The following is a 21152-nucleotide window of genomic DNA, read 5'->3' on the forward strand; positions in this document are numbered from 1 at the left end:
GAGCAACCCGATGAACATGAACGACAACCAAGCCATCGAGGCGCTGCTGAACGAGTTCCCCGAGCAGGACCTGGCGCTGCCCGCCGAAGCCCAGCCCGCCGCCCCTGCGGCGCCGGCGCGAGACCTGCCCAAGCTGATGCGCAAGATCCCGGTCACGCTGACGCTGGAAGTGGGCGAGGCCAAGCTGTCGCTGTACGACCTGGCAAACCTGCAGGCCGACAGCGTGGTGGAGCTGGACAGTCTGGCCGGCGAGCCGCTGACCATCAAGGTCAACGGCACCGCCATCGGCCGCGCCGAGGTCGTCGTCAGCGGGGAGAACTACGGCCTGAAGATCATCGAGATCGACGGGCTGGACCTGGATTCGCTGCAGTCATGAAACGCTTTCGCGCCCTGGGTCTGACGGCCCTGGGCCTGGGCCTGACGCTGCTGCACCACCCGGTGCTGGCGCAGACCCTCAAGATCGCCGGCGCCCAGTCGGGCGGCGCCGCGGGCGAGTTCACGGTCAAGACGCAAGTCCTGATCATCATGACCCTGCTGGGGCTGCTGCCCTCGCTGGTGCTCATGATGACCAGCTTCACGCGCTTCGTCATCGTGCTGTCGCTGCTGCGCCAGGCGCTGGGCCTGCAGCAGGGCCTGCCCAACCGGCTCATCACGGGCGTGGCGCTGATCCTCACGCTCCTGGTCATGCGGCCCATAGGCACGCAGATCTGGAACGAGGCCTTCGTGCCCTACGACGCCGAGAAGATCACACTCACGCAGGCATTGCAGGTGGCCGAGGCGCCGCTGTCGCGCTTCATGCTGGCCCAGACCAGCAAGACCGCGCTGGCGCAGGTGGCCAAGCTGGCCGGCGAGGACGGCGTCGACCAGCCCGCAGCACACAGCTTCCCGGTCAAGCTCTCGGCCTTCGTGCTGTCGGAGCTGAAGACCGCGTTCCAGATCGGCTGCATGCTGTTCATCCCCTTCCTGGTCATCGACTTGGTCGTCGCCTCCGTGCTGATGGCCATGGGCATGATGATGCTCAGCCCGCTGGTGATCTCGCTGCCGCTCAAGCTGCTGCTGTTCGTGCTGGTGGACGGCTGGACGCTGACCGTCAACACGCTGGTGTCCAGCGTCAGGATGGTGAACTGATGAGCCCAGATGTCGCCGTCGACCTGATGGGCGAGGCCGTGCACATCGTCATGCTGCTGGCCCTCGTGCTGGTGCTGCCCGGGCTGCTGGTGGGCCTGCTGGTGAGCCTGTTCCAGGCCGCCACGCAGATCACCGAGCAGACGCTGTCCTTCCTGCCCAAGCTGCTGGTGACGCTGCTGGCAGTGACGCTGACCGGACGCTGGATCGTCGGCTACCTGATGGACTTCTGCGTCTCGATCTTCGAGCGCGCCGCTTCCTTGGTTGGGTGATGGAGCTCGTCTTCCCGCAGTTGCTGGCGCTGCTGAGCGGGCTGTGGTGGCCGTTCTGCCGCACGCTGGCGATGCTCAGCGCCGCACCGTCCATCGGCGAGGCCCTGGTACCGGTCAGCGTGCGGGTGCTGCTGTCGCTGGTGCTGGCAGTGGTGCTGCTGCCGGTGTCGCAGAGCACCGCCGTCGCCGGCATCACGCCATGGTCGCTGCAGGGCGTGGCCGCAGCTGCCGAGCAGGCGGTGCTGGGCTTCGCGCTGGGCCTGGCCTTCCACTTCGCGATGGCCGCGATCACGGTGCTTGGCTACCTGCTGTCGTCGCAGCTGGGCCTGGCGATGGCGGTCATGAACGACCCGCTCAACGGCAGCTCGTCGGACGTGATCTCGGCACTGCTCAGCGTGATGTGCATGCTGGTGTTCTTCAGCGTGGACGGCCACCTGCTGCTGCTGGGCGTGCTGGGGCAGAGCTTCAAGGCCTGGCCGGTGGGCTCGGGCCTGCTGGCCATCTCGCTGGAGACGCTGGCCTACAACGTGGCCTGGGTGTTCTCGGCCGCGCTGCTGCTGGCGCTGCCGGTGGTGCTGTCCACCTTTGTCGTGCAGATGGGGCTGGGCCTGCTGAACCGCGTGGCGCCGACACTGAACCTGTTCTCGCTGGGCTTCGCGGTGGTGACGCTGTTCGGCCTCTTCATGCTGTCGCAGATGCTCAGCTTCGTGCCGGGCCATTACCTGCGCATGACCGATCGCGTGCTGGAAATGATAGGCCAGGGTCTGCGCAGCGGGGCCGGCCATGTCTGACGACAGCAGCGGCGACAAGACCGAGAAGCCCTCAGAACAGAAGCTGCGCAAGGCGCGAGAGAAGGGCCAGGTGCCGCGCTCGCGCGACCTGCCGATGGCGGTGGGCGTGCTGCTGGGCTTCAAGCTCATCACGCTGATGATGCCGCTGTACCTGGACGACTTTCGCCAGCTGTTCACGCTGGGCTTCGCGCTGCTGGACGCCGACGGCGCGCAGGACAACGTCTGGTCGGCCAGCTTCTTCCACGTGATGGGCATGCTGGCCAAGATGTGCCTGCCACTGCTGGTGCTGCCGGCGGTGGCCATGCTGGCGGCCGTGATGCCCGGCGGGCTGCTGTTCAGCACCTCGCGCTGGCTGCCGGACTTCTCCCGCCTGTCGCCGCTGTCCAACCTGGGGCGGCTTTTCAGCGCCAAGCATTACAGCGAGCTGGCCATCTCCATCGGCAAGGTGGCCTGCGTGCTGGCGCTGCTGGTGCACATGAGTCGCCGCCTCGGCCCCGACTACCTGGCGCTGCAGGGCCTGAGCCTGGACCAGGCCCTGCTCAACGGCACCGGGCTGATGCTGGACGCGCTGCTGTCCCTGGCCGGCGTGCTGCTGCTGTTCGCGCTGATCGACGCTCCGCTGCAGCACTTCTTCTTCATGCGCGGCCAGCGCATGAGCAAGCAGGAAGTCAAGGACGAGCACAAGCAGCAGGAGGGCAGGCCCGAGGTGCGCCAGCGCATGCGCCAGCTGCAACGCGCGCTGGCACAGCGCGCCGTGCGCAAGACCGTGCCGCAGGCCGACGTCGTCATCGTCAACCCCGAGCATTACGCCGTCGCGCTGCGCTATGACGACAAGCGCGCCGAGGCCCCCTACGTGCTCGCCAAGGGCGTGGACGAGATGGCCTTCTACATCCGCGAGATTGCCCGCCAGCATGGCGTTCAGACGCTGACGCTGCCGCCGCTGGCGCGCGCCCTCTACAACAGCTCCCAGGTGCAGCAGCAGATCCCGGCGTCGCTGTACCAGGCGGTGGCCCAGGTGCTGAGCTATGTGATGCAGCTCAAGGCCTTCCAGACCGGCAAGCGCCGCAGCGCCCCGCCGCCGCCCACTGATTTGCCGGTGCCCCCGCACCTCTCGGACCCGCAGACCCCATGAATTTCCTCAGCCGACTCCAGGCCCAGCTGGGCTCCTATCGCGTCGCCGCGCCGCTGTTCCTGCTGGCCATCCTCGGCATGGTCATCCTGCCACTGCCGCCGGTGCTGCTGGATGCGCTGTTCACGTTCAACATCGTGCTGGCGCTGGTGGTCATCCTCGTCAGCGTGAACAGCAAGCGGCCGCTGGACTTCTCGGTGTTCCCGAGCATCATCCTGGCCACGACGCTGCTGCGGCTGTCGCTGAACGTGGCGTCCACGCGCGTCGTGCTGCTGCAAGGCCACGAGGGCACGCATGCGGCCGGTCAGGTCATCGAGAGTTTCGGCAACGTCGTCATCGGCGGCAACTTCGTCGTCGGCCTGGTCGTGTTCGTGATCCTGATGGTGGTGAACTTCATCGTCGTCACCAAGGGTGCGGAGCGCATCTCGGAGGTGTCGGCCCGCTTCACGCTGGACGCCCTGCCCGGCAAGCAGATGGCCATCGACGCCGACCTGAACGCCGGCCTCATCAATCAGGAAAAAGCGCAGCAACGCCGCAAGGAGGTAGGCGCGGAGGCCGACTTCTACGGCGCCATGGACGGCGCCAGCAAGTTCGTGCGCGGCGACGCAATCGCGTCCATCCTGATCCTGCTGATCAACATGATCGGCGGCGTCGCCATCGGCGCGCTGATGCATGACCTCAGCCTGGGCGAGGCCTTCCGCACCTATGCGCTGCTGACCATCGGCGACGGGTTGGTCGCGCAGATCCCGGCGCTGCTGCTGTCCGCAGCGGCGGCCATCATCGTCACGCGCGTCAGCGACTCGGGCGACACCGACGGCGCCTTCGAAGCCCAGATCGGCCAGCAGCTGCTGGCCTCTCCGCAGGTGCTCTACAGCGCCGCCGGCGTCATGACCACGCTGGCACTGATCCCGGGCATGCCCACGCTGCCCTTCCTGGGCTTCGCCGCGGCGCTGGCCTATGCCGGCTGGCGCATGGCGCAGCGCTCCGCGCCGGACATCAAGCCGGCAGCCCCCATCGAGGCCGCGCTGCTGACCGGCCAGCCGCCCGAGCTGGACTGGCACGCCCTGCCCGCCGTAGAGCCGCTTTCGGTGACGCTGGGCTACAAGCTGGTGGGCCTGATCGCGCCGGAGCACGGTGCGCCGCTGCAGCAGCGCGTGCGCGGCATGCGCCAGAGCCTCAGCGAGGGCATGGGGCTGCTGCTGCCGACCATCCAGGTACGCGACGACCTGACGCTCAAGCCCGGCCAGTACGCTCTCTTGCTGGACGGCCAGGTGCTGGCCCAGGCCGAGGTGCAAGCAGACCGGCTGATGGCCATCGCGTCGCCCCAGGTCTACGGCGAACTGGACGGCGTCCCGGGCACCGACCCCGCCTATGGCCTGCCCGTCACCTGGATCGAGCCCCAGCACAAGGCACACGCACTGGGACTGGGCTACCAGGTGGTGGACGTGGCCAGCACCATCGCCACCCATCTCTCCAAGGTCGTGCGCGAGCAGCTGCCAGAGCTGCTGCGCTTCGACGACATCACGGCACTGCAGGAACGCCTGGCCGCCCAGGCGCCCAAGCTGGCTGCTGCGCTGGACAAGGCTTACAACCATGCCCAGTTGCTGAAAATCCTGCGCCTGCTACTGGCCGAGGGCGTGTCCATCAAGGACATCGTGCCCATCGCCAGCACGCTGGTGGAGCATGCCGAAACCACCAAGGACCCCATCCTGCTCGCCGCCGAAGTGCGCTGCACGCTGCGCCGTCAGTTGGTGGGCCAGCTGGGCGGCCCCACCGGCGCGCTGCGCGTCTTCAATCTCGGCAGCGAGCTGGAGAACCTGCTGCTGGCCGCGCTGAACCAGGCCCGCCAGGGCAATGCCAAGGTCCCACTGGACAGCTATCCCGTCGACCCGCAGTTGCTGGCCCAGCTGCAGTTGCACATGCCGGGCGCGCGCGACCAACTCAAGGCCCAGGGCGCGTCACCGGTGTTGCTGGTGATGCCGCAGATACGTCCGCTGCTGGCCCGCTACGCACGGCTATTCGCTCCGGGGCTGGCCGTGCTGTCCTACAACGAGGTGCCGGAGCAACGCGAGATCGCGGTGCTGGGCTCGCTGGGCTGAGGCCCCTCGCGCGATCCGGCCTCGCTGATATGCGGCAAGCGCATGCGCTGCTGCGAATCGCTTCGTTCCGCCGCATGGCGCCACCGCGCACACTGGTCTCTCCCACACAGGAGTGACCATGAGCATCACCGCCATCAATGTCCGCAACCAGTTCCGCGGCACCATCAAGGAAATCATCGAGGGCCCGGTCGTCTCCGAGGTCGATGTCGTCACGCGCCACGGCGACGTCGTCACCTCGGTCATCACGACGCGCTCGGTCAAGGACCTGGGCCTGGAGGTGGGACGCGAGGTCGTCGCCCTCGTCAAGTCCACGGAAGTGTCGATCGCGACGCTCTGAGCCATGGCCTACCAGCCGCCGCGCGTCCTCATCATCCCGGGCCTGCACGACAGCGGCCCGGCGCATTGGCAGACCTGGCTGCAAGGCCAGTACCGCGACGCCCGTCGCGTCACGCAGCGCGATCCCAGTTGCCCCGAGCTGGAGCGCTGGGCCGAGCGCATCCAGCGCACGTTGGAGGTTGCGGGCGACGGTGAATGGCTGGCCGTCGCGCACAGCTTCGGCTGCCTGGCCCTGGCCCGGCATCTGGCGGACCGCCCCGGCTCCCCCATCCGCGAAGCCCTCTTCGTCGCGCCGGCCGAGCCGGACAAGTTCGGCATCGCCGAAGCCCTGCCCCACCAGCGCCTGCCGCGGCGCGCGCGACTGATCGCCAGCAGCAACGACCCCTGGATGAGCGCCGCCAGCGCCGCGCGCTGGGCCCACCGCTGGGGCGCCAGCTACAGCAATCTTGGCGATGTCGGCCACATCAATGCGGAAGCCGGCTTCGGGCCTCTCCCGCTCGCCAAGGCCTGGATCGAAGCTGCGCGGGAGCGCGCGGCGGCCGAGCAGCGGCCGCGCCACGCGGAGTTCCGGGAATGGAGCTTCGCGGTCTAGAAACGCGACACCAGGTTGAACCAGGCCATGGGCTGGCCCTGGCGCATGTCCGATCGCACCGGACCGCCCTGGGTCCGCCAGGCCAGGCTGAGGTCGGCGCTGACGCCGCGCAGTTGCCAGCGCAGCCCCAGGCCGGCGCCGGCCAGGCTGCGGTGGTTCTCGGCTTGGTCCCAGGGCTTGGCATTGATGGTGACACGGCCGGCGTCGTAGAAGCCCACCAGACTGGTGCCGGGGTTCAGCGCATAGCGGAGTTCCAGCTGGGCCAGCAGGCCGCGATCGCCAAACCCTTCGCTGGTCGGGTAGGCGCGCACACCGGCCGGGCCGCCGAGGCCGAAGTCCTCCGAGGAGTCCAGGTTGCCCGTGCTCCACTGCGCACCCACATGGCCGTAGAAACCGAAGTCGCCCGCCAGGGACTGGATACGGTGCAGGTCCAGCGACAGCTTGTCGAAGCGGCCCTGGCTGTTGGCGGTCAGCGCATCGGCGGCGCGCGCGGCCGCATCCAGGCGCAACCGGCCCGGGACCCAGCTCAGGCTGCCATAGCTGATGCCGCCACCGCCAAGACCGTCGCGCCGGTCGAACTGCAGCGCCACCGTCACGCTGTCGCTGCGCTTGGCACTGCGGGTCTGCAGCACATCCTGGTGGTCTTGCAAGTCCTTGTGCTGGTAGCTGGCGCTGAAAGTGACATTGCTCAGCCGGGTGCGTTGCAACGGGTAGCTCAGCCCCAGGCTGGCGACCTTGGCGGTGCCGCCGGCCTGCAGCGCGGCGAACTGGTGGCCCAGCTCGTATGAGGTATGGGCATAGCCGATGCGGCCGCGCCAACCGTCCGCGCCCAGCGGCAGGCTGTAGTCCAGCGAGCCAAGCTGCAGCGCGGCGTCGCTGGTCATGGCGCGCAGCTGCAGCTGGTCGCCGAAGTCGAAGGGACTGTCGATCTGCAGCAGCAGGCGGGCACGATAGATGCCGTTGTAGCGGCTGCCATGGTTGTCCAGCGCGGCCTCCGCACCGACGCTGCGCACGCGCTCCACCGGCACCTGCAGATCTCCGCTGCCCCCCGCTTCTCCGGGACGCACCAGCGGGTGGTTGGTGACGCCGGGCAGGTCCGACAGCAGCAGCAGCGCGCGCTCCAGCGGCGCCTGCGCAATCAGCGCGCCTCCCTGCAGCGGCGCCAGATAGGCCTGGGCGGCGGCCTGCACCGCCGGGTCGTCGCTGCGGGCCCGCACCTGGCCCCAGCGGCCTTCGATCACCTCGATCTGCAGCCGCCCACCGGCCAGTGGCTGGGCGGGCAGCAGGGCCCGGGCAAAGGGATAGCCGGCGCCCTGGTAATGGGCGGTGATGTGCGCCGCCAGGCCGCGCAGGCCGGCCAGGTCGAAGCGTCGGCCGCTCAGCTCGCCCAGCACGGCGCGTAGCTGCTCCTCGCTGAACACGGTGTTGCCGCGAAAGCTCACCGATTGCAGCTCGACCTGGGGACCGCCCGGCGCGACGGCCTGGCCGGCGTCGGCGGGCAGGATATCCAGCGTCTGGGGCGGCTTGGGCGGCTCGACGGGTGGGTTCAGCTCGCGCAGGGTGCGGCCGGCATCCGGCAGGGACTGGGCCAGCACGCCGCTGCTGCCCAGCAGGGCGACAAGGGCCAGCGCGATCACGCCGGGGCGGTGGGGAACGAAGGACTTCAAGGTGATCAAGTGCTTGGAACGGTTCATGAAACGGGCTGTCAACGGGGTGGGCCGGGCCTTAGGGAGCCGCAGCACCGCGCGACTCGACGGGGGCGGAGGCCAGAGCCGGCAGGCGCAGGCCGCCGTCCACCACCAGCACGCGCAGCGCGCCGCCGATGTCGCGGCCACCACCGGCCATGGCCGCGGCCACGCCGCCGGCGCTGACTGGCACGAGGTTCAGGCTGCTGCTGTCCTGCAGCTGCGGTCGGCTGGCGGCGGCGGCGTAGACGGGCGCTGTCGGCATGCTCACGCGCGCGCCGCTGGACTGCGCGGTCTGCAGCGCGGCCGTGCCGGCAGCAGGGTGGATGATGCTCAGCCGGCCGTCGACCGCCGTGATGAGGTAGTTGCCATTGGCCAGCGCCGAGGCATCGATCTTGTAGCTGCCGATGTCCTCACCCGGCGCGCGGGTCAGCACGCCGGCCAGGCTGTCGCCTGCCACCAGGCTGCCGGACGTAACGCGCCAACTCAGCCTGGGGTCGGCATCGCCGCGGATCTTGCTGAGGTCGTCGGCCGTCACCGTGATGGCGCGCGGCGTGATGCTCAGCTGGCCGTTGACCGCCGTGATGACGTAGTTGCCATTGGCCAGCGCCGAGGCATCGATCTTGTAGCTCCCGACGTTCTCGCCGGCCACCCGGGTCAGCACGCCGGCCAGGCTGTCACCCCGGACCAGGCTGCCGGACGTGACGCGCCAGGCCAGCGTCGGATCTGCCTCGCCGTAGACCTTGCCGAGGTTGTCAGCCGTCACCGTGATGGCACGCGGCGTGATGCTCAGCTGGCCGTCGACCGCCGTGATGGCGTAGTTGCCATTGGCCAGCGCCGAGGCATCGATCTTGTAGCTGCCGACGTTCTCGCCGGCCACCCGCGTCAGCGCGCCGGCCAGGCTGTCGCCCTGGACCAGGCTGCCGTTGGTGACGCGATAGGCCAGCCTGGGGTCGGCCTCGCCGTAGACCTTGCCGGCGTTGTCTGCCGTCACCGTGATGGCACGCGGCGTGATGCTCAGCACGCCGTCGACCGCCGTGATGGCGTAGTTGCCGTTGGCCAGCGCCGAGGCATCGATCTTGTAGCTGCCGACGTTCTCGCCCGCCACGCGCGTCAACGCGCCGGCCAAGCTGTCGCCCTGGACCAGGCTGCCGTTGGTGACGCGATAGGCCAGCCTGGGGTCGGCCTCGCCATAGACCTTGCTTGCGTTGTCTGCCGTCACCGTGATGGCACGCGGCATGATGCTCAGCACGCCGTCGACCGCCGTGATGGCGTAGTTGCCATTGGCCAGCGCCGAGGCGTCGATCTTGTAGCTGCCGACGTTCTCGCCCGCCACCCGCGTCAGCGCGCCGGCCAGGCTGTCGCCCTGGACCAGGCTGCCGTTGGTGACGCGATAGGCCAGCCTGGGGTCCGCGTTGCCATAGACCTTGCCGGCGTTGTCGGCCATCACCGTGATGGCGCGCGGCGCGATGGCCAGGCTGCCGGGCACATAACTGATGGCGTAGTTGCCGGAACTCAGGCCCCCCACCGTCAGCACATAGCTGCCGGCATTGCTCGCGCCCTGGCTGCTGCCGCCGTAGACCAGGCTGCCGCCCAGCACGGCCATCGTCTCGCCGTTGACGAAGCCGCTGTAGCCGACGCCGTTGCCTCCCGTCCAGCCCAGGCCGTCATAGGTCTTGCCGGCGTTGTTTGCGGTGATGACGAGCGGCGCGGCACCGATGGTGGCGCTGAGGTCGGCCGGCGCCATCAGCAGGTAGTTGCCGGCCTGGGCGCCGCTGAGGGTCAGCCCAGTGAGGAACACGGCCTTGCCGGAGCCGGCGTTGGCGTCGACGAATTGCCCGGACAGCGTTCCACCCGCACTGACCGCATCCCCGGCCAGCACGCCGCTCAGACTGGCCGTGCCGCCGATGCTGGCGCTGGCGCTGCCGTCATAGACCTTGTCGGCCACCGTCAGGCCGTTCACGGTGAGCACGGCCTTGTTGATGGTCAGCGTGCCAGGCACGTAGCTGATGGCGTAGTTGCCCGAGCTCAGGCCGCCCGGCACCAGCACATAGCTGCCGGCATTCACCGCGCCTTGGCCGTTGCCGCCGTAAACCAGGCTGCCCCCAAGCACAGCCGCTGTCTCGCCGTTAACGAAGCCGCTGTAGCTGATGCCGTTGCCGCCCGACCAGCCCAGACGGTCATAGGTCTTGCTGGCATCGTTGGCGCTGATGGTGAGCGGTGCGGCGCTGATGGTGGCGCTGAAGCCGGTCGTCCCCGTCACGCTGTAGTTGCCGGCATCCGCGCCGCCCAGGCTCAGGCCGCTGATGACCACCGTCTTGTTGCTGCCCGCATTGGCGTCTGCAAACTGGCCCGTGACGGGCCCGCTCAGGTTGACCACGTCGCCAGCCAGCGCGCCGCTGAGGGTCGCCGTGCCGGTAAGACTGGCAGCGACGCCGCCGTCATAGACCTTGTTTGCCGCCACCAGGCCACTCAGCGTGAGGGCGAGCTTGCTGATGGTCAGCGCACCGTTGACATAGCTGATGGCGTAGTTGCCCGAACTCAGGCCGCCCGGCGTCAGCACATAGCTGCCGGCGTTGCGGGCGCCCTGGCTGTTGCCGCCATAGACCAGGCTGCCGCCCAGCACGGCTGACGTCTCGCCGTTGACAAAGCCGCCGTAGCTCACGCCGTCGCCGCCCGTCCAGCCCAGACCGTCATAGGTCTTGCCGGCGTTGTTGGCCGTGATGACGAGCGGGGCCTTGTCGATGGTTAGCGCGCCGGGCACATAGTGGATGGCGTAGTTGGCCGCGCTCAGGCCGCCCGCCGTCAGCGCATAGCTGCCGGCGTTGCGGGCGCCCTGGCTGTTACCGCCATAGGTCAGCGTGCCGCCCAGCACTGCAGCGGTCTCGCCATTGACGAAGCCGCTGTAGTTCACGCCATTGCCGCCCAACCAGCCCAGGCCGTCATAGGTCTTGCCCGCGTCGTTGGCGGTGATGGTCAGCGGGGCCTTGTTGATGGTGAACGTGGCACCCGGCTGCAAGGCCACGACATAGTTGCTGCTGAACTGGAGGCCCGCCAGGCTGAACGTGTAGATGCCGGCATTCTCTCCGGCGCTGCGCGTGATGCTGCCAGAGACGCTGTCGCCACTCACCATGCTGCCGGAGGTGGTCTGCCAGGTCAGGATCGGGTCGGCCTGGCCATAGACCTTGCTCTGGCTGTCGGCACCGACCGTGATCAGCCGGGGCTTGATGAGCGACAGCGCACCGGCATTGACCAGCACGCTCGTGTCACCGTCTGCGGCCCGCAGGCCGCTAAGGAACAGCGTGCTGGCATCGCCCGCGGCGCCACCCGTCTTGGCTTGGGTGGCGCTGAGAAAAGTGCCCTCCACCACAGCGTCGCCCGTCACGTCGGCCAGGCTGCCGCCCAACACCTTGAGGTGCCCGGCGGCAGCGGCGGCCGAGTAGACCTGGCCGTCGTAGTACTTGAGCATCGGCTCGCTGTAGGCGACGAGCATGTGCTTGAGCTTGGGCGTGCTGCCCGGAGGCTGGCCACCCAGGTCGCCCAACAGCCAGTCGCCCCAGGTATTGCTGTCTGCATAGTTGGCCGGATCCAGCAGCTGGGCCGCAGTCTTGGCGACCACGTTCTGCATCACAAGCCGAGCGCCCGCGCCGTCGTTGTAGACGCCGTCCAAAAACCGCAGAGCCGAGCCGGAGTTCGTCCAGTAGGAGTTCTGGATGCTGGCCATCCCGGACTCGGAACCGACCAGACCGGCGCTGAAAGCCCGGCTGGAGTCGTAGTTGGCGGCCAGATCCATCGTCAGCCGGAACTTGGCGATGGACGCATCGACGATGGCCCCCCCCTGCCCGTACATCGCCCCGAACAGGCCACCGAAGTACAGATAGCTGTTGAGCGGCGCCGTCGACAACGACGCACTGATGTTGAAGTCACCCCGGCTGATCAGGTCATACGCAGTGAAGACGGTGCCGGAATTGCCCCCCACCTGCCCGGCGATGCCGCCCACGTAGGTACGCCCGGCCGCAGCAACGCTGATGGTGCCGCTGTTTTCGGCATGCCGGATCGTGGTGGCGTTGGCCGCCTGGCCGACAATGCCACCGACGATGACGTAACGGCCGGCAGAGGGCGTCGACGTGGCGAACTGCGCGTCGATATTGCCGTGGTTCTGCACATCGAACAGCTGGGAATTGTTGGCGCTATTGACGATGCCGCCCACGCCGTGACCGAACGTGTCTTCAACAAGCGGCGTGCCCTTCACCAGGATGTCGCCGTAGTTGCGCACGCCGTACAGGCTGGAGCCATACATCGAGCCGACGATGCCGCCCACGCCTTGCGAGTTGCTTCCCACGTGCAGGGTGCCGCGGTTCTCGACGTTGATCATCACGCCGTAGTCGAACTGGCCGACCAGGCCGCCACCGTCATTGAAGGGATAGTCGGTGAACCTGATGTCGGCCTTGTTGAGCACGTTCTCGATGACGCTGTTGCTGGCCCGGTTCACCAGCGCACCGCCACGCGTCGTCAGCACAATGCTGTTGCTGGCGTCGAGGGTCAGGTTCTTCAGGATGGCCCCCTCGAGGGTGCCGAAAAGGCCCGAGCCGCCGATCTTGATGTTGGAGATGGTGTGGCCATCACCGTCAAAGACGCCGCGGAAAGTCCCCCCCCTCATCTCGGGGAGCGAGTTGCCGGCACCAGGGTCGATGTCACGGCCCAGGGCCACGAACGTATAGCCGCTGGTGAACATGGTCGAGCGGAGGAAGTTGCTGAGATCGTCACCGGTGTTGATCAGCATGTAGGGCGCCAGCGCCCCGCCGCCCATGGCGATGTTCTTGTCGAAGCTCGTCGGGCTCGAGTACTTGGCCCAGCCGCTGCCCAGGGGGTTGTAGTACAGCTTGATGTTGCCGTCCGAGCCGGTGAAGTCGATGTAGCGCGTCGCGGCGCTGGCGAACTTGACGGCACCCGTGCCATCCGCATTGCTGTCGCTGCGCAGGATCAGATCGCCCGTGCCCGCGGCATGGCGGATCTGCTGGTTGATCTGGATATCGCGCTCCGCCTTCAGCGTCAGGGTATTGCCGCCGCTCCAGTCGATGCGATCGTTGACCAGGATGTCGCCGTTGCCGCCCGCCGTACCCTGGCTGGTCGTGGCGATGGTCACATTGGTGCTGGCCAGATCGGCGGACAGCTGGGCGCCGGTGATGTCCCCACCGCTGGCCGCGATGGTGTAGTCGTTGGGGTCGATCAGCCAGGTACCGGTCTTGCCGGCAGACGCCAGGGTGTTGATCCTGCGACCATCGGCCAGGTGCACCCGTGCCGCGCTGGTCTCGATGAAGCCCCCGTCGCCGCCGGATGGGGCGCTGGCGTCCAGCTTGCCGCCGACCAGGATGCTGTCGCGGGCCAGGTCGCCCAGAAGATAGATCTCGCCCTTGGCACCGCTGGCCAGGGTGCGGGCCTCGCTGGTGCCGGTGTGCTTGATGACACTGCCGGAGATCTCGCCGGCGCTCCTGGCCGTCAGATAGATCAGGCCGCCGTCGGCGCGGATCGCACCGCCCTGCTCGATCAGCGCGTTGAGCGCGCCCTCTTCCACCTCCAGCTTGGCCGGGCCGCCCAGGTCCAGCAGCACGCGCCGGCCGGCCCCCAGCTGCACGCGGCCCGCGTCGCCGGTGGCGATGCTGCCGCTGTTGCTGATGCGCGCGGCAATCAGTGCCACGTTGCCGCCCGCTGCGGCCTGGATGCTGCCGGCGTTGACGACGCTGGCAGCACTGTCGCCGCTGAAGCGGTAGCGGCCGGCCATGAAGTCCGCATCGCTGAGGTTCAGCGTGGACGCCACCAGCCCGCCAACGTTGACCTGGGCAGTGGACGTGAACAACACGCCGTTGGGGTTGACCAGGAAGACCTGGCCGTTGGCATTGAGGGCGCCCTGGATGGTCGAGACATCCGAGCCCAGCACACGGTTCAGCGCGATGGCACTGCTGCCGGGCTGGACGAAGTTGACGCTCTGGCCGGCGCCGATGGAGAAGCTCTGCCAGTTGGCGGCCAGCTTGTCGCTGGTCTGGGTGATGGTCAGCGTGTTGCCGTTCTGGGCAATGCTGCCGCTGCCGGCAACGATCTGGCCACCGCTGGGCAGGGCTTGCGCCTGCACGGCGCCGGCGGCCAACAGGGCCAGGCTCAGGGCCGCCAGGCGCAGGGTTCCACCGCCGCGCTTGCCGCGCGCACGTGCGCCCTCGGGGGCGGGCACCCAGCTTTGGCTGAGTTCGTTCCAGATCAGTCGGTAGGTCTTGTTCATGTCGAGGTGGTGGGGCGAGAGCCGCGCTGCGCTTGCGGCATGCGGCGGCACGGCCCGCAATACACGGGCCGATCAAGGGAGGAGCGGAAGGGGCAGCCGGACCGGTATCAGCCCTCGGGCGCGAGGACCCGATGGAGGGGGCGATACGGATTTGCTGTCATGCCACCAGCGTAAGCGCGGGCCGCCAGATGAAACTGAGCGTGTCTGAGCAGCGCGGCCGCGGCTCCGCCAGCTGTGTCCTATTTCACGCCGGCTGCGGGCTCAGGGCCGTATCAGCGCGCGGGCGTGGAAGCGGTAGCCGGCGTTGCGCGCGGTGTTGATCGGCAGCTCCAGGCCCGTGGCCTCGCTGACCTTGCGGCGCAGACGGCGCATCTGGGTGTCCAGGCGTCTATGGTCGTAGCTGAGGAAGTCCTCGCCCAGCGACTCGATGATCTGTTGCCGGCTGGCGATGCTGCCGGCCTCGCGCATCAACTCGTTGAGCACCCGCAGATCCTGCTCCGACAGCGCGATGGTCGCATGGCCGGGCGGCGTCAGCCGGCGCACGCCCAACTCCAGCACCCAGGTGTCGCGCGGCGCGCTCAGCGGCTCCTCGGCGATGCGGCGCGACATCGCCGCCAGCGTGGCGGCCAGCTCGTCCAGGTCCGCGGTCTTGGGCAGGTAGTAGTCGGCGCCGATGTTCAAGCCCTCGACGCGATCGCGCGTGGCGCCGCGCGCGGTCAGCACGACGATGCCCAGCGGGCGGCCCTGGGCGCGCAGCTCGCTCACCAGGGTCAGGCCATCGCCGTCGGGCAGACCCAGGTCGAGCAGGGCAATGCCATGGCGTTCCGGGTCGTAGAGCCGCCTGAACTCCTGCAGCGAGGCGGCGGCATCGACGCGGTAGCCGGCGGCACCGAGGAAGTCACCCAGTTCCTCGCGCAGCACCGCCTCGTCTTCCAGCAGGATCAGATCTCTCAAGGGATGGAGGTTGGGCTGGGGTGGTCGCACGAATCTGAACATGTCCGGGTGTCCCGCGGGGCGCGCGGGGCGCGCGGGGCGCGCGGGGCGCGCATTGTCACTGAACCGCGCCGGGATAATTTGCGTCGATGAACGTTCTCGCGCGCCGCTTTGCGGCCCCACTGTGGTCCCTGTTCCTGCCGCTCCTGTCACTCGCGCTGCTCCTGTCCCGGCCCGCCGCCGCCGCGCCACTGCAGCTCGACCCCCAATCAGCCGTCCATGCCAGCGGCCACCTGCAGATGCTGCGCGATCCGCAGGCGCGCCTGGATGCGCCGATGGCCAGCGCCTCGCTGGGCTGGCATGCCCTGCCAGGCGCCATCAATGCCGGCTACACCACCGACACGCTGTGGGTGCGGATGGAGGTTCAGCGCCCGACCGCGGCGTCGCCACGCTGGCTGCTGCAGTTCGGCCATGCCCTGCTGGACGATGTGCAGCTTTACCGGCGCGATGCGGCGGGCCACTGGCAGCTGCAGCAGCATTCGGGCGAAGACGTCGGCCGCGAGCACTGGGTGGTCGATGCGCGCAACGTCCTGCTGCCGCTGACGCTGGACAGCGACCGGCCCGTCGAGCTGCTGCTGCGCCTGCAGAGCAAAAACGCGATGTCCACCACGGTCAGCCTGCTGACGCCGGAGGTCTACGGCAGCGCATCCCGGCGCGAGTACCTGTTCTACGGCCTGGGCCTGGGTTTCGGCCTGCTGCTGATCGCCTTCCACGCGCTGTTCTGGCTGATGACGCGCGACCGTCTGAGCGGCTGGTACCTGGCCTATGTCAGCAATGCGCTGGCGGTGGAGGCGCTGACCGCCGGTCTGCCACAGCAACTGCTGGCCATGCCGGTAGCCTGGTCCGACCCCCTGCTGGGCCTTTGCATGTGCGCCGGGCTGACGATAGGCATCCGCTTCGCCGCGATGCAACTGGGCATAGACCGGCGCTGGCCGCGTCCGATGCGCATGGTCTTCCTGGCCATGCTGCTGCTGGGCCTTGCGGCCGGTGCGCTGGTTCTGAGCGGCCACAACGGCCTTGGCATGCTGGCGATGCAGCCCGCCGCGATGCTCAGCATCGTCGGCCTGCTCGGCTCGGCGTTATGGCTGCTGCGGCGCGACGACGGGCAGGCGCGCGCCTTCTTGCTGATCTTCGGCATCTACTACGCCGGAGTGGCGCTGAGTTTCGTACGCAACCTGGGCTATGTGCCGACCAATGTCTGGACCAACAATGCCGCGGCGCTGGGAACGCTGCTGCACATGGTGCTGATGAGCATGAGGCTGAATCGCCAGTACGACGCGCTGCGACGCGAAAAGGAGGCGGTGCAGGCGCGCCTCATGCAAGTCGTGGGCCGTCACAACGAGCGGCTGGAGCATGAGGTACGGGTGCGTACCGTGGACCTGCACCAGGAGATCGAACAACGCCGGCGCCTGGAGGTCGAGCTGCGGGCGGCGCTGGAGACCGAGCGGCGCGCCAAGCAGTCGCAGTCGGACTTCGTGGCCATGGTGTCGCACGAGTTCCGCACGCCGCTGGCCATCATCAGCACCACGGCCCAGCAAATCGCCAGGAATCTGGGCGCCGCGCGCGAGAAGACCCTGGCCCGCTGCGCCAACCTGCGTGCTGCCGCTCAGCGCATGGCGGCGCTGGTGGACGAGTACCTGACAGCCGACCGAATGGACACCGGGCAGGCCCCGTTCCAGCCACGAGATTGCCAGCAGGTGGAAATCCGGGAGATGCTCGACGAGCTGGTCGAGGAATGGCCGCAAGGACGCATCCGGCTGCTGCTCGACCAGTTGCCCGCGCATTGGTGCTGCGACCTCGGCCTGCTGCGCGTGGCGCTGCGCAACCTGCTGGCCAATGCCGACCGCCACACCGCCCCCGACCACCCGATCGAGCTGCAGGTCGGCTGCCTGTCGGCTGACAAGCTGAGCTTCAGAGTCAGCAATCCCGGCGACGAGGTTCCCGCCGACGAGGTGCCGCGCCTCTTCGAGAAATACTTCCGCGGCCGGAAGGCGCAGCACTCGCCAGGTGCCGGCCTGGGCCTGTACCTGGTACATCAGATCGCCGAGATGCATGCCGGCCACGCGCGACTGGAGAGCGCCGGGCGCGGCGAACCGGTGCGTTTCCGGCTGGAACTGCCCGCGCAGCCCCAGCAGCTGCGAATCGCATAACGATATGGCAAATGGTTCGACGACAGGACCGGCCGCCCTTTGCAGAATTGCTGCGCATGAATTTCCAGCAGCTCCGCTCCGTCCGCGAGGCCCAGCGCCGCGGCTTCAACCTGACCGAGGTGGCCCAGGCCCTGCACACGTCGCAGCCGGGCGTCAGCCGCCAGATTCGCGAGCTGGAGGAGGAACTGGGCATCGAGCTCTTCGTGCGCGTCGGCAAGCGGCTGACCGGGCTGACCGAACCTGGCGAGCAGGTGCTGCCCGTCATCGAACGCCTGCTGCTGGAGGCCGAGAACCTCAGGCGCGCGGCTGACGACTTCGCCAGCGCCGGCAGCGGCCGGCTTCGCATCGCCGCCACCCACAGCCAGGCACGCTACGCGCTGCCACCGGCAGTTCGCGACTTCCGCACCCATCACCCCGACGTCAGCCTGCACCTGCAGCAGGGCTCGCCGCAGCAGATCGCCCGCCTGCTGCTGGACGGTGAGGCGGACGTGGGCATCGCTACCGAGGCGCTGGCGCAGTACCCCGAGCTCGTGGCCCTGCCCTGCTACCGCTGGACGCACTCGGTCGTCGTGCCGCCGGGCCACCCGCTGCTGGACGGCCCGCTGACGCTGGCCCGCGTTGCGCAGTTCCCCATCGTCACCTACGAGCCCGGCTACACCGGCCGCTCCCACATCGACGACGCCTTCGCCGCCGCCCAGCTCACGCCCCAGATCGTGCTCAGCGCGATGGACGCCGACGTCATCAAGACCTATGTGGAACTGGGCCTGGGCGTGGGCATCGTCGCGGCCATCGCCTTCGACGAGGAGCGCGACCGCCATCTGCGCGCCATCGACGCCCGCCACCTGTTCGCCGACAACATGACGCGCCTGGCCGTACGGCGCAGCGCCTACCTGCGCGACTACGTCTACGAGTTCATCCAGACCTTTGCCTCGCCGCTCAAGCGTGAGGTCGTCGACGCCGCCCGCCACGAGGCGCCGCCGGCGGCGCCTGTGCTGGCCTGGTCGCAGGCCGCATGAGCTTGCACGTTCTTCTTCTTTGCATCCGCCAGTCCACCTCCCTAGAGTGAGCCGCTCCCTCCCCAACGCGAAGACCATGCGCAGCCTTCTCACCGCCCTCTCCCTCGCCGCAGCCGCCACCGGCGCGTTCGCTCAAACCTCCCTGCTCAACGTCTCCTACGACCCGACGCGCGAGCTGTACCAGGACTTCAACAAGGCCTTTGCCACCAGCTGGAAGGCCCAGTCCGGCGAGACCATCAACATCAAGGCGTCGCATGGCGGCTCCGGCAAGCAGGCCCGCTCGGTCATCGACGGCCTGGAGGCCGACGTCGTGACACTGGCACTGGCCTACGACATCGACGCGCTGGCCGACCACAAGCTGCTGGGGCTGGACTGGCAGAAGAAGCTGCCCAACAACTCCACCCCCTATACGTCCACCATCGTCTTCCTGGTGCGCAAGGGCAACCCCAAGCACATCAACAACTGGCCGGACCTGGCACGGTCGGGCGTGGAAGTCATCACACCCAACCCCAAGACCAGCGGCGGCGCGCGCTGGAACTACTTGGCGGCCTGGGCCTTCGCGCTGAAGCAACCGGGCGGCACCGCCGACTCGGCCAAGGCCTTCGTCAAGCGCATCTACGGCAACACCAAGGTGCTGGACTCCGGCGCCCGGGGCGCAACGACCACCTTCGTCGAGCGCGGCATCGGCGACGTGCTGATTGCCTGGGAGAACGAGGCCTACCTGGCCGTGAAGGAACTCGGCAAGGACAGGTTCGAGATCGTCACCCCGTCCATCTCCATCCTGGCCGAACCGCCGGTGGCCGTCGTCGACAAGGTCGTGGACAAGCGTGGCACGCGCAAGCAGGCCCAGGCCTACCTGGAATACCTGTACAGCCCCGAGGGCCAGGAGATCGCAGCACGCAACTTCTACCGCCCGCGCGATCCCAAGGTCGCCGCCAAGTACGCCAGGCAGTTCGCCAACGTGAAGCTCTTCACCATCGACGAGGCCTTCGGTGGCTGGCGCCAGGCGCAGAAGACACATTTCGACGACGGCGGCGTGTTCGACCAGATCTACACACCGGGCGCGAAGTAACGCGACGCCTGGCCGGCCCGCCATGTGAAGTCTTGTTGCGCCGGTCATCCCGGCCTCGACAATGAGCGTTTAGCGGCTTCATCATGAGGCCACCATGAGAAACCTCGCGCTCAACACCGCTCTCCTCCTCGGTCTGGCCGGCTGCGCCAGCATGCCGCCGCCGGCCGCGCCGGCCCATGCGCCAGCCCAAGACGCACTCTGGCTGGATCGCCTAACCTGGGGCGCCAGCAGCGCCGACCTCGCCGCGCTGCGCAGCCAGGGCCGGGCGGCCTGGCTGGATGCCCAGCTCCAGCCGACGGGCACGGCGCCGCTGCCGGAGGCCGCCCGGGCCCAGGTCCAGGCCTTCTCCATCACGCAGCAGGACCTGCCGCCACTGGTACAGGCCATGGAGGCCCAGCGCAAGGCGGCCGACGCGCTGACCGACGACGCGGCCAAGGCCGAGGCGCAGAAGAACTACCAGCAGGCCCTCACCAAGCTGGCCCGCGAGGCCTCGGCGCGGCAGTTGCTGAACGCGCTGTACTCGCCGAGCCAGGTCCGCGAGCAGATGACCTGGTTCTGGTTCAACCACTTCAACATCCACCAGTACAAGGCGAACCTGCGCGTCATGGTGGGTGACTACGAGCAGGGCCTGCGCGAGCGATCGCTGGGGCGCTTCCGCGACCTGCTGGGCTACACGGCCCACCACCCGGCCATGCTGCGCTACCTCGACAACGAGCAGAACGCGGCCAACCGCATCAACGAGAACTACGCCCGCGAGCTGCTGGAGCTGCACACGCTGGGCATAGGCGGTGGCTACAGCCAGCGCGACGTGCAGGAGCTGGCCCGCGTGCTGACCGGCCTGGGCGTGAACCTGACCGACAGCAAACCCAAGCTCAAGCCCGCCCAGGAAGCCCAGTACCACCGCACGGGTCTGATGGAGTTCAACCCGGCGCGGCATGACTTCGGCGACAAGACGCTGCTGGGCATCACCGTGAAGGGCCGCGGCTATGCCGAGCTGGACCAGGTGCTGGACCTGCTGGCCCGACACCCCAGCACGGCCCGCTTCGTTTCGCGCAAGCTCGCGCAGTACTTCGTCGCCGACGAGCCGCCCCCGGCGCTGGTGGAACGCATGGCCGAGCGCTGGCAGCAGACCGACGGCAGCATCGCCGAGGTGCTGCGCGCGATGGTGGGCTCGCCGGAGTTCGAGGCGTCTCTCGGCCGCAAGTTCAAGGACCCGACGCACTACGTCGTCTCGGCCGTTCGCCTGGCCTATGCCGACAAGGTGGTGCTGAACACCGGCCCCATGATCGGCTGGCTCTACCGCCTCGGCCAGGCACCCTACAACCGCCAGACGCCCGACGGCTACCCGCTGGACGAGAGCGCCTGGGCAGGCCCCGGCCAGATGACGACGCGCTTCGAGATCGCGCGCGCCATCGGCAGTGGCAGCGCCGGCCTCTTCAAGGTGGAGGGTGAGGCCAAGGACAGGCCAGCCTTCCCGCAGATCGCTCAGCCGCTGTACTACGACGGCATCGCGCCCCGCCTGGCATCCGCCACGCAGCAGGCCCTGACCCAGGCCACGTCGCCGCAGGAATGGAACACCTATCTGCTCGCTTCCCCCGACTTCATGTACAGGTGATGC

Annotated in this window: 15 protein-coding genes; 12 read left to right on the forward strand and 3 right to left on the reverse strand. The window is 68.5% G+C overall.

Going from position 1 to position 21152, the window contains the following annotated elements:
* The first annotated feature begins 10 nt into the window (after nucleotides 1-10).
* The 8 genes from fliN (at nucleotide 11) to JOY88_RS17400 (ending at nucleotide 6344) form a co-directional block, all read left to right on the forward strand.
* Complete coding sequence (gene fliN, locus JOY88_RS17365) at nucleotides 11-376, forward strand: flagellar motor switch protein FliN (RefSeq protein WP_293503883.1); 366 nt, start codon at nucleotides 11-13, stop codon at nucleotides 374-376.
* Complete coding sequence (gene fliP / locus JOY88_RS17370) at nucleotides 373-1128, forward strand: flagellar type III secretion system pore protein FliP (RefSeq protein ID WP_293503884.1); 756 nt, start codon at nucleotides 373-375, stop codon at nucleotides 1126-1128. Before fliN ends, fliP begins: the two co-directional genes overlap by 4 nt.
* Complete coding sequence (fliQ, locus tag JOY88_RS17375) at nucleotides 1125-1397, forward strand: flagellar biosynthesis protein FliQ (protein WP_293503991.1); 273 nt, start codon at nucleotides 1125-1127, stop codon at nucleotides 1395-1397. The genes fliP and fliQ overlap by 4 nt, the downstream gene beginning before the upstream one ends.
* The gene (locus JOY88_RS17380) at nucleotides 1397-2188 is read left to right on the forward strand and encodes a flagellar biosynthetic protein FliR (protein WP_293503885.1); all 792 of its coding nucleotides are present in this window, start codon (nucleotides 1397-1399) and stop codon (nucleotides 2186-2188) included. Before fliQ ends, JOY88_RS17380 begins: the two co-directional genes overlap by 1 nt.
* Nucleotides 2181-3320: a flagellar type III secretion system protein FlhB gene (locus JOY88_RS17385; protein ID WP_293503886.1), complete on the forward strand. Its 1140-nt coding sequence runs from the start codon at nucleotides 2181-2183 to the stop codon at nucleotides 3318-3320. The genes JOY88_RS17380 and JOY88_RS17385 overlap by 8 nt, the downstream gene beginning before the upstream one ends.
* Entirely contained in the window at nucleotides 3317-5416 is a 2100-nt protein-coding gene (locus JOY88_RS17390; protein WP_293503887.1) for a flagellar biosynthesis protein FlhA, read from the forward strand. Before JOY88_RS17385 ends, JOY88_RS17390 begins: the two co-directional genes overlap by 4 nt.
* 118 nt (nucleotides 5417-5534) lie before the next feature.
* Nucleotides 5535-5753 carry a TOBE domain-containing protein gene (locus JOY88_RS17395; protein WP_293503888.1) on the forward strand — a complete coding sequence of 73 codons (219 nt, stop codon included), beginning with the start codon at nucleotides 5535-5537 and terminating at the stop codon, nucleotides 5751-5753.
* A 3-nt stretch (nucleotides 5754-5756) separates the two neighbouring features.
* Nucleotides 5757-6344 (forward strand): RBBP9/YdeN family alpha/beta hydrolase, encoded by a 588-nt coding sequence (locus JOY88_RS17400; RefSeq protein WP_293503889.1) that lies wholly within the window; start codon nucleotides 5757-5759, stop codon nucleotides 6342-6344.
* Here the strand turns inward: JOY88_RS17400 and JOY88_RS17405 are convergent.
* The 3 genes from JOY88_RS17405 to JOY88_RS17415 form a co-directional block, all read right to left on the reverse strand.
* Nucleotides 6341-8038, reverse strand: coding sequence for a ShlB/FhaC/HecB family hemolysin secretion/activation protein (locus tag JOY88_RS17405; protein ID WP_293503890.1), 1698 nt, complete (start codon nucleotides 8036-8038; stop codon nucleotides 6341-6343). The two genes, JOY88_RS17400 and JOY88_RS17405, sit on opposite strands and share 4 nt — an antisense overlap.
* A 31-nt stretch (nucleotides 8039-8069) precedes the next feature.
* Complete coding sequence (locus JOY88_RS17410; RefSeq protein WP_293503891.1) at nucleotides 8070-14303, reverse strand: MBG domain-containing protein; 6234 nt, start codon at nucleotides 14301-14303, stop codon at nucleotides 8070-8072.
* Nucleotides 14304-14564: 261 nt separating this feature from the next.
* A complete protein-coding gene (locus JOY88_RS17415; RefSeq protein ID WP_293503892.1) occupies nucleotides 14565-15257 on the reverse strand; it encodes a response regulator transcription factor in 693 nt (230 codons plus the stop codon).
* A gap of 128 nt (nucleotides 15258-15385) precedes the next feature.
* Here JOY88_RS17415 and JOY88_RS17420 point away from each other — a divergent pair, with 128 nt between their 5' ends.
* From JOY88_RS17420 to JOY88_RS17435, 4 genes are all read left to right on the forward strand, one after another.
* Nucleotides 15386-17446, forward strand: a complete 2061-nt coding sequence (locus JOY88_RS17420) for a sensor histidine kinase (RefSeq protein WP_293503893.1) — start codon at nucleotides 15386-15388, stop codon at nucleotides 17444-17446.
* Nucleotides 17447-17502: 56 nt separating this feature from the next.
* Nucleotides 17503-18462 carry a CysB family HTH-type transcriptional regulator gene (locus JOY88_RS17425; protein WP_293503894.1) on the forward strand — a complete coding sequence of 320 codons (960 nt, stop codon included), beginning with the start codon at nucleotides 17503-17505 and terminating at the stop codon, nucleotides 18460-18462.
* Between the two features lie 76 nt (nucleotides 18463-18538).
* Nucleotides 18539-19534 carry a sulfate ABC transporter substrate-binding protein gene (locus JOY88_RS17430; protein ID WP_293503895.1) on the forward strand — a complete coding sequence of 332 codons (996 nt, stop codon included), beginning with the start codon at nucleotides 18539-18541 and terminating at the stop codon, nucleotides 19532-19534.
* Nucleotides 19535-19628: 94 nt separating this feature from the next.
* Entirely contained in the window at nucleotides 19629-21149 is a 1521-nt protein-coding gene (locus JOY88_RS17435; RefSeq protein ID WP_293503896.1) for a DUF1800 domain-containing protein, read from the forward strand.
* Nucleotides 21150-21152: the final 3 nt, after the last annotated feature.

It is taken from the genome of Roseateles sp. (genome assembly GCF_019237615.1).
Lineage (GTDB): Bacteria > Pseudomonadota > Gammaproteobacteria > Burkholderiales > Burkholderiaceae_C > Pelomonas.

Bases quoted from the DNA above. Each gene is read 5' to 3' on its own strand.
- JOY88_RS17410 (WP_293503891.1), bottom strand. From the start codon at position 14,303: ATGAACAAGACCTACCGACTGATCTGGAACGAACTCAGCCAAAGCTGG.
- JOY88_RS17385 (WP_293503886.1), top strand. From the start codon at position 2,181: ATGTCTGACGACAGCAGCGGCGACAAGACCGAGAAGCCCTCAGAACAG.
- JOY88_RS17425 (WP_293503894.1), top strand. From the start codon at position 17,503: ATGAATTTCCAGCAGCTCCGCTCCGTCCGCGAGGCCCAGCGCCGCGGC.
- fliP (WP_293503884.1), top strand. From the start codon at position 373: ATGAAACGCTTTCGCGCCCTGGGTCTGACGGCCCTGGGCCTGGGCCTG.
- JOY88_RS17390 (WP_293503887.1), top strand. From the start codon at position 3,317: ATGAATTTCCTCAGCCGACTCCAGGCCCAGCTGGGCTCCTATCGCGTC.
- JOY88_RS17380 (WP_293503885.1), top strand. From the start codon at position 1,397: ATGGAGCTCGTCTTCCCGCAGTTGCTGGCGCTGCTGAGCGGGCTGTGG.
- JOY88_RS17405 (WP_293503890.1), bottom strand. From the start codon at position 8,038: ATGAACCGTTCCAAGCACTTGATCACCTTGAAGTCCTTCGTTCCCCAC.
- fliN (WP_293503883.1), top strand. From the start codon at position 11: ATGAACATGAACGACAACCAAGCCATCGAGGCGCTGCTGAACGAGTTC.
- JOY88_RS17435 (WP_293503896.1), top strand. From the start codon at position 19,629: ATGAGAAACCTCGCGCTCAACACCGCTCTCCTCCTCGGTCTGGCCGGC.
- JOY88_RS17400 (WP_293503889.1), top strand. From the start codon at position 5,757: ATGGCCTACCAGCCGCCGCGCGTCCTCATCATCCCGGGCCTGCACGAC.
- JOY88_RS17430 (WP_293503895.1), top strand. From the start codon at position 18,539: ATGCGCAGCCTTCTCACCGCCCTCTCCCTCGCCGCAGCCGCCACCGGC.
- JOY88_RS17420 (WP_293503893.1), top strand. From the start codon at position 15,386: ATGAACGTTCTCGCGCGCCGCTTTGCGGCCCCACTGTGGTCCCTGTTC.
- JOY88_RS17395 (WP_293503888.1), top strand. From the start codon at position 5,535: ATGAGCATCACCGCCATCAATGTCCGCAACCAGTTCCGCGGCACCATC.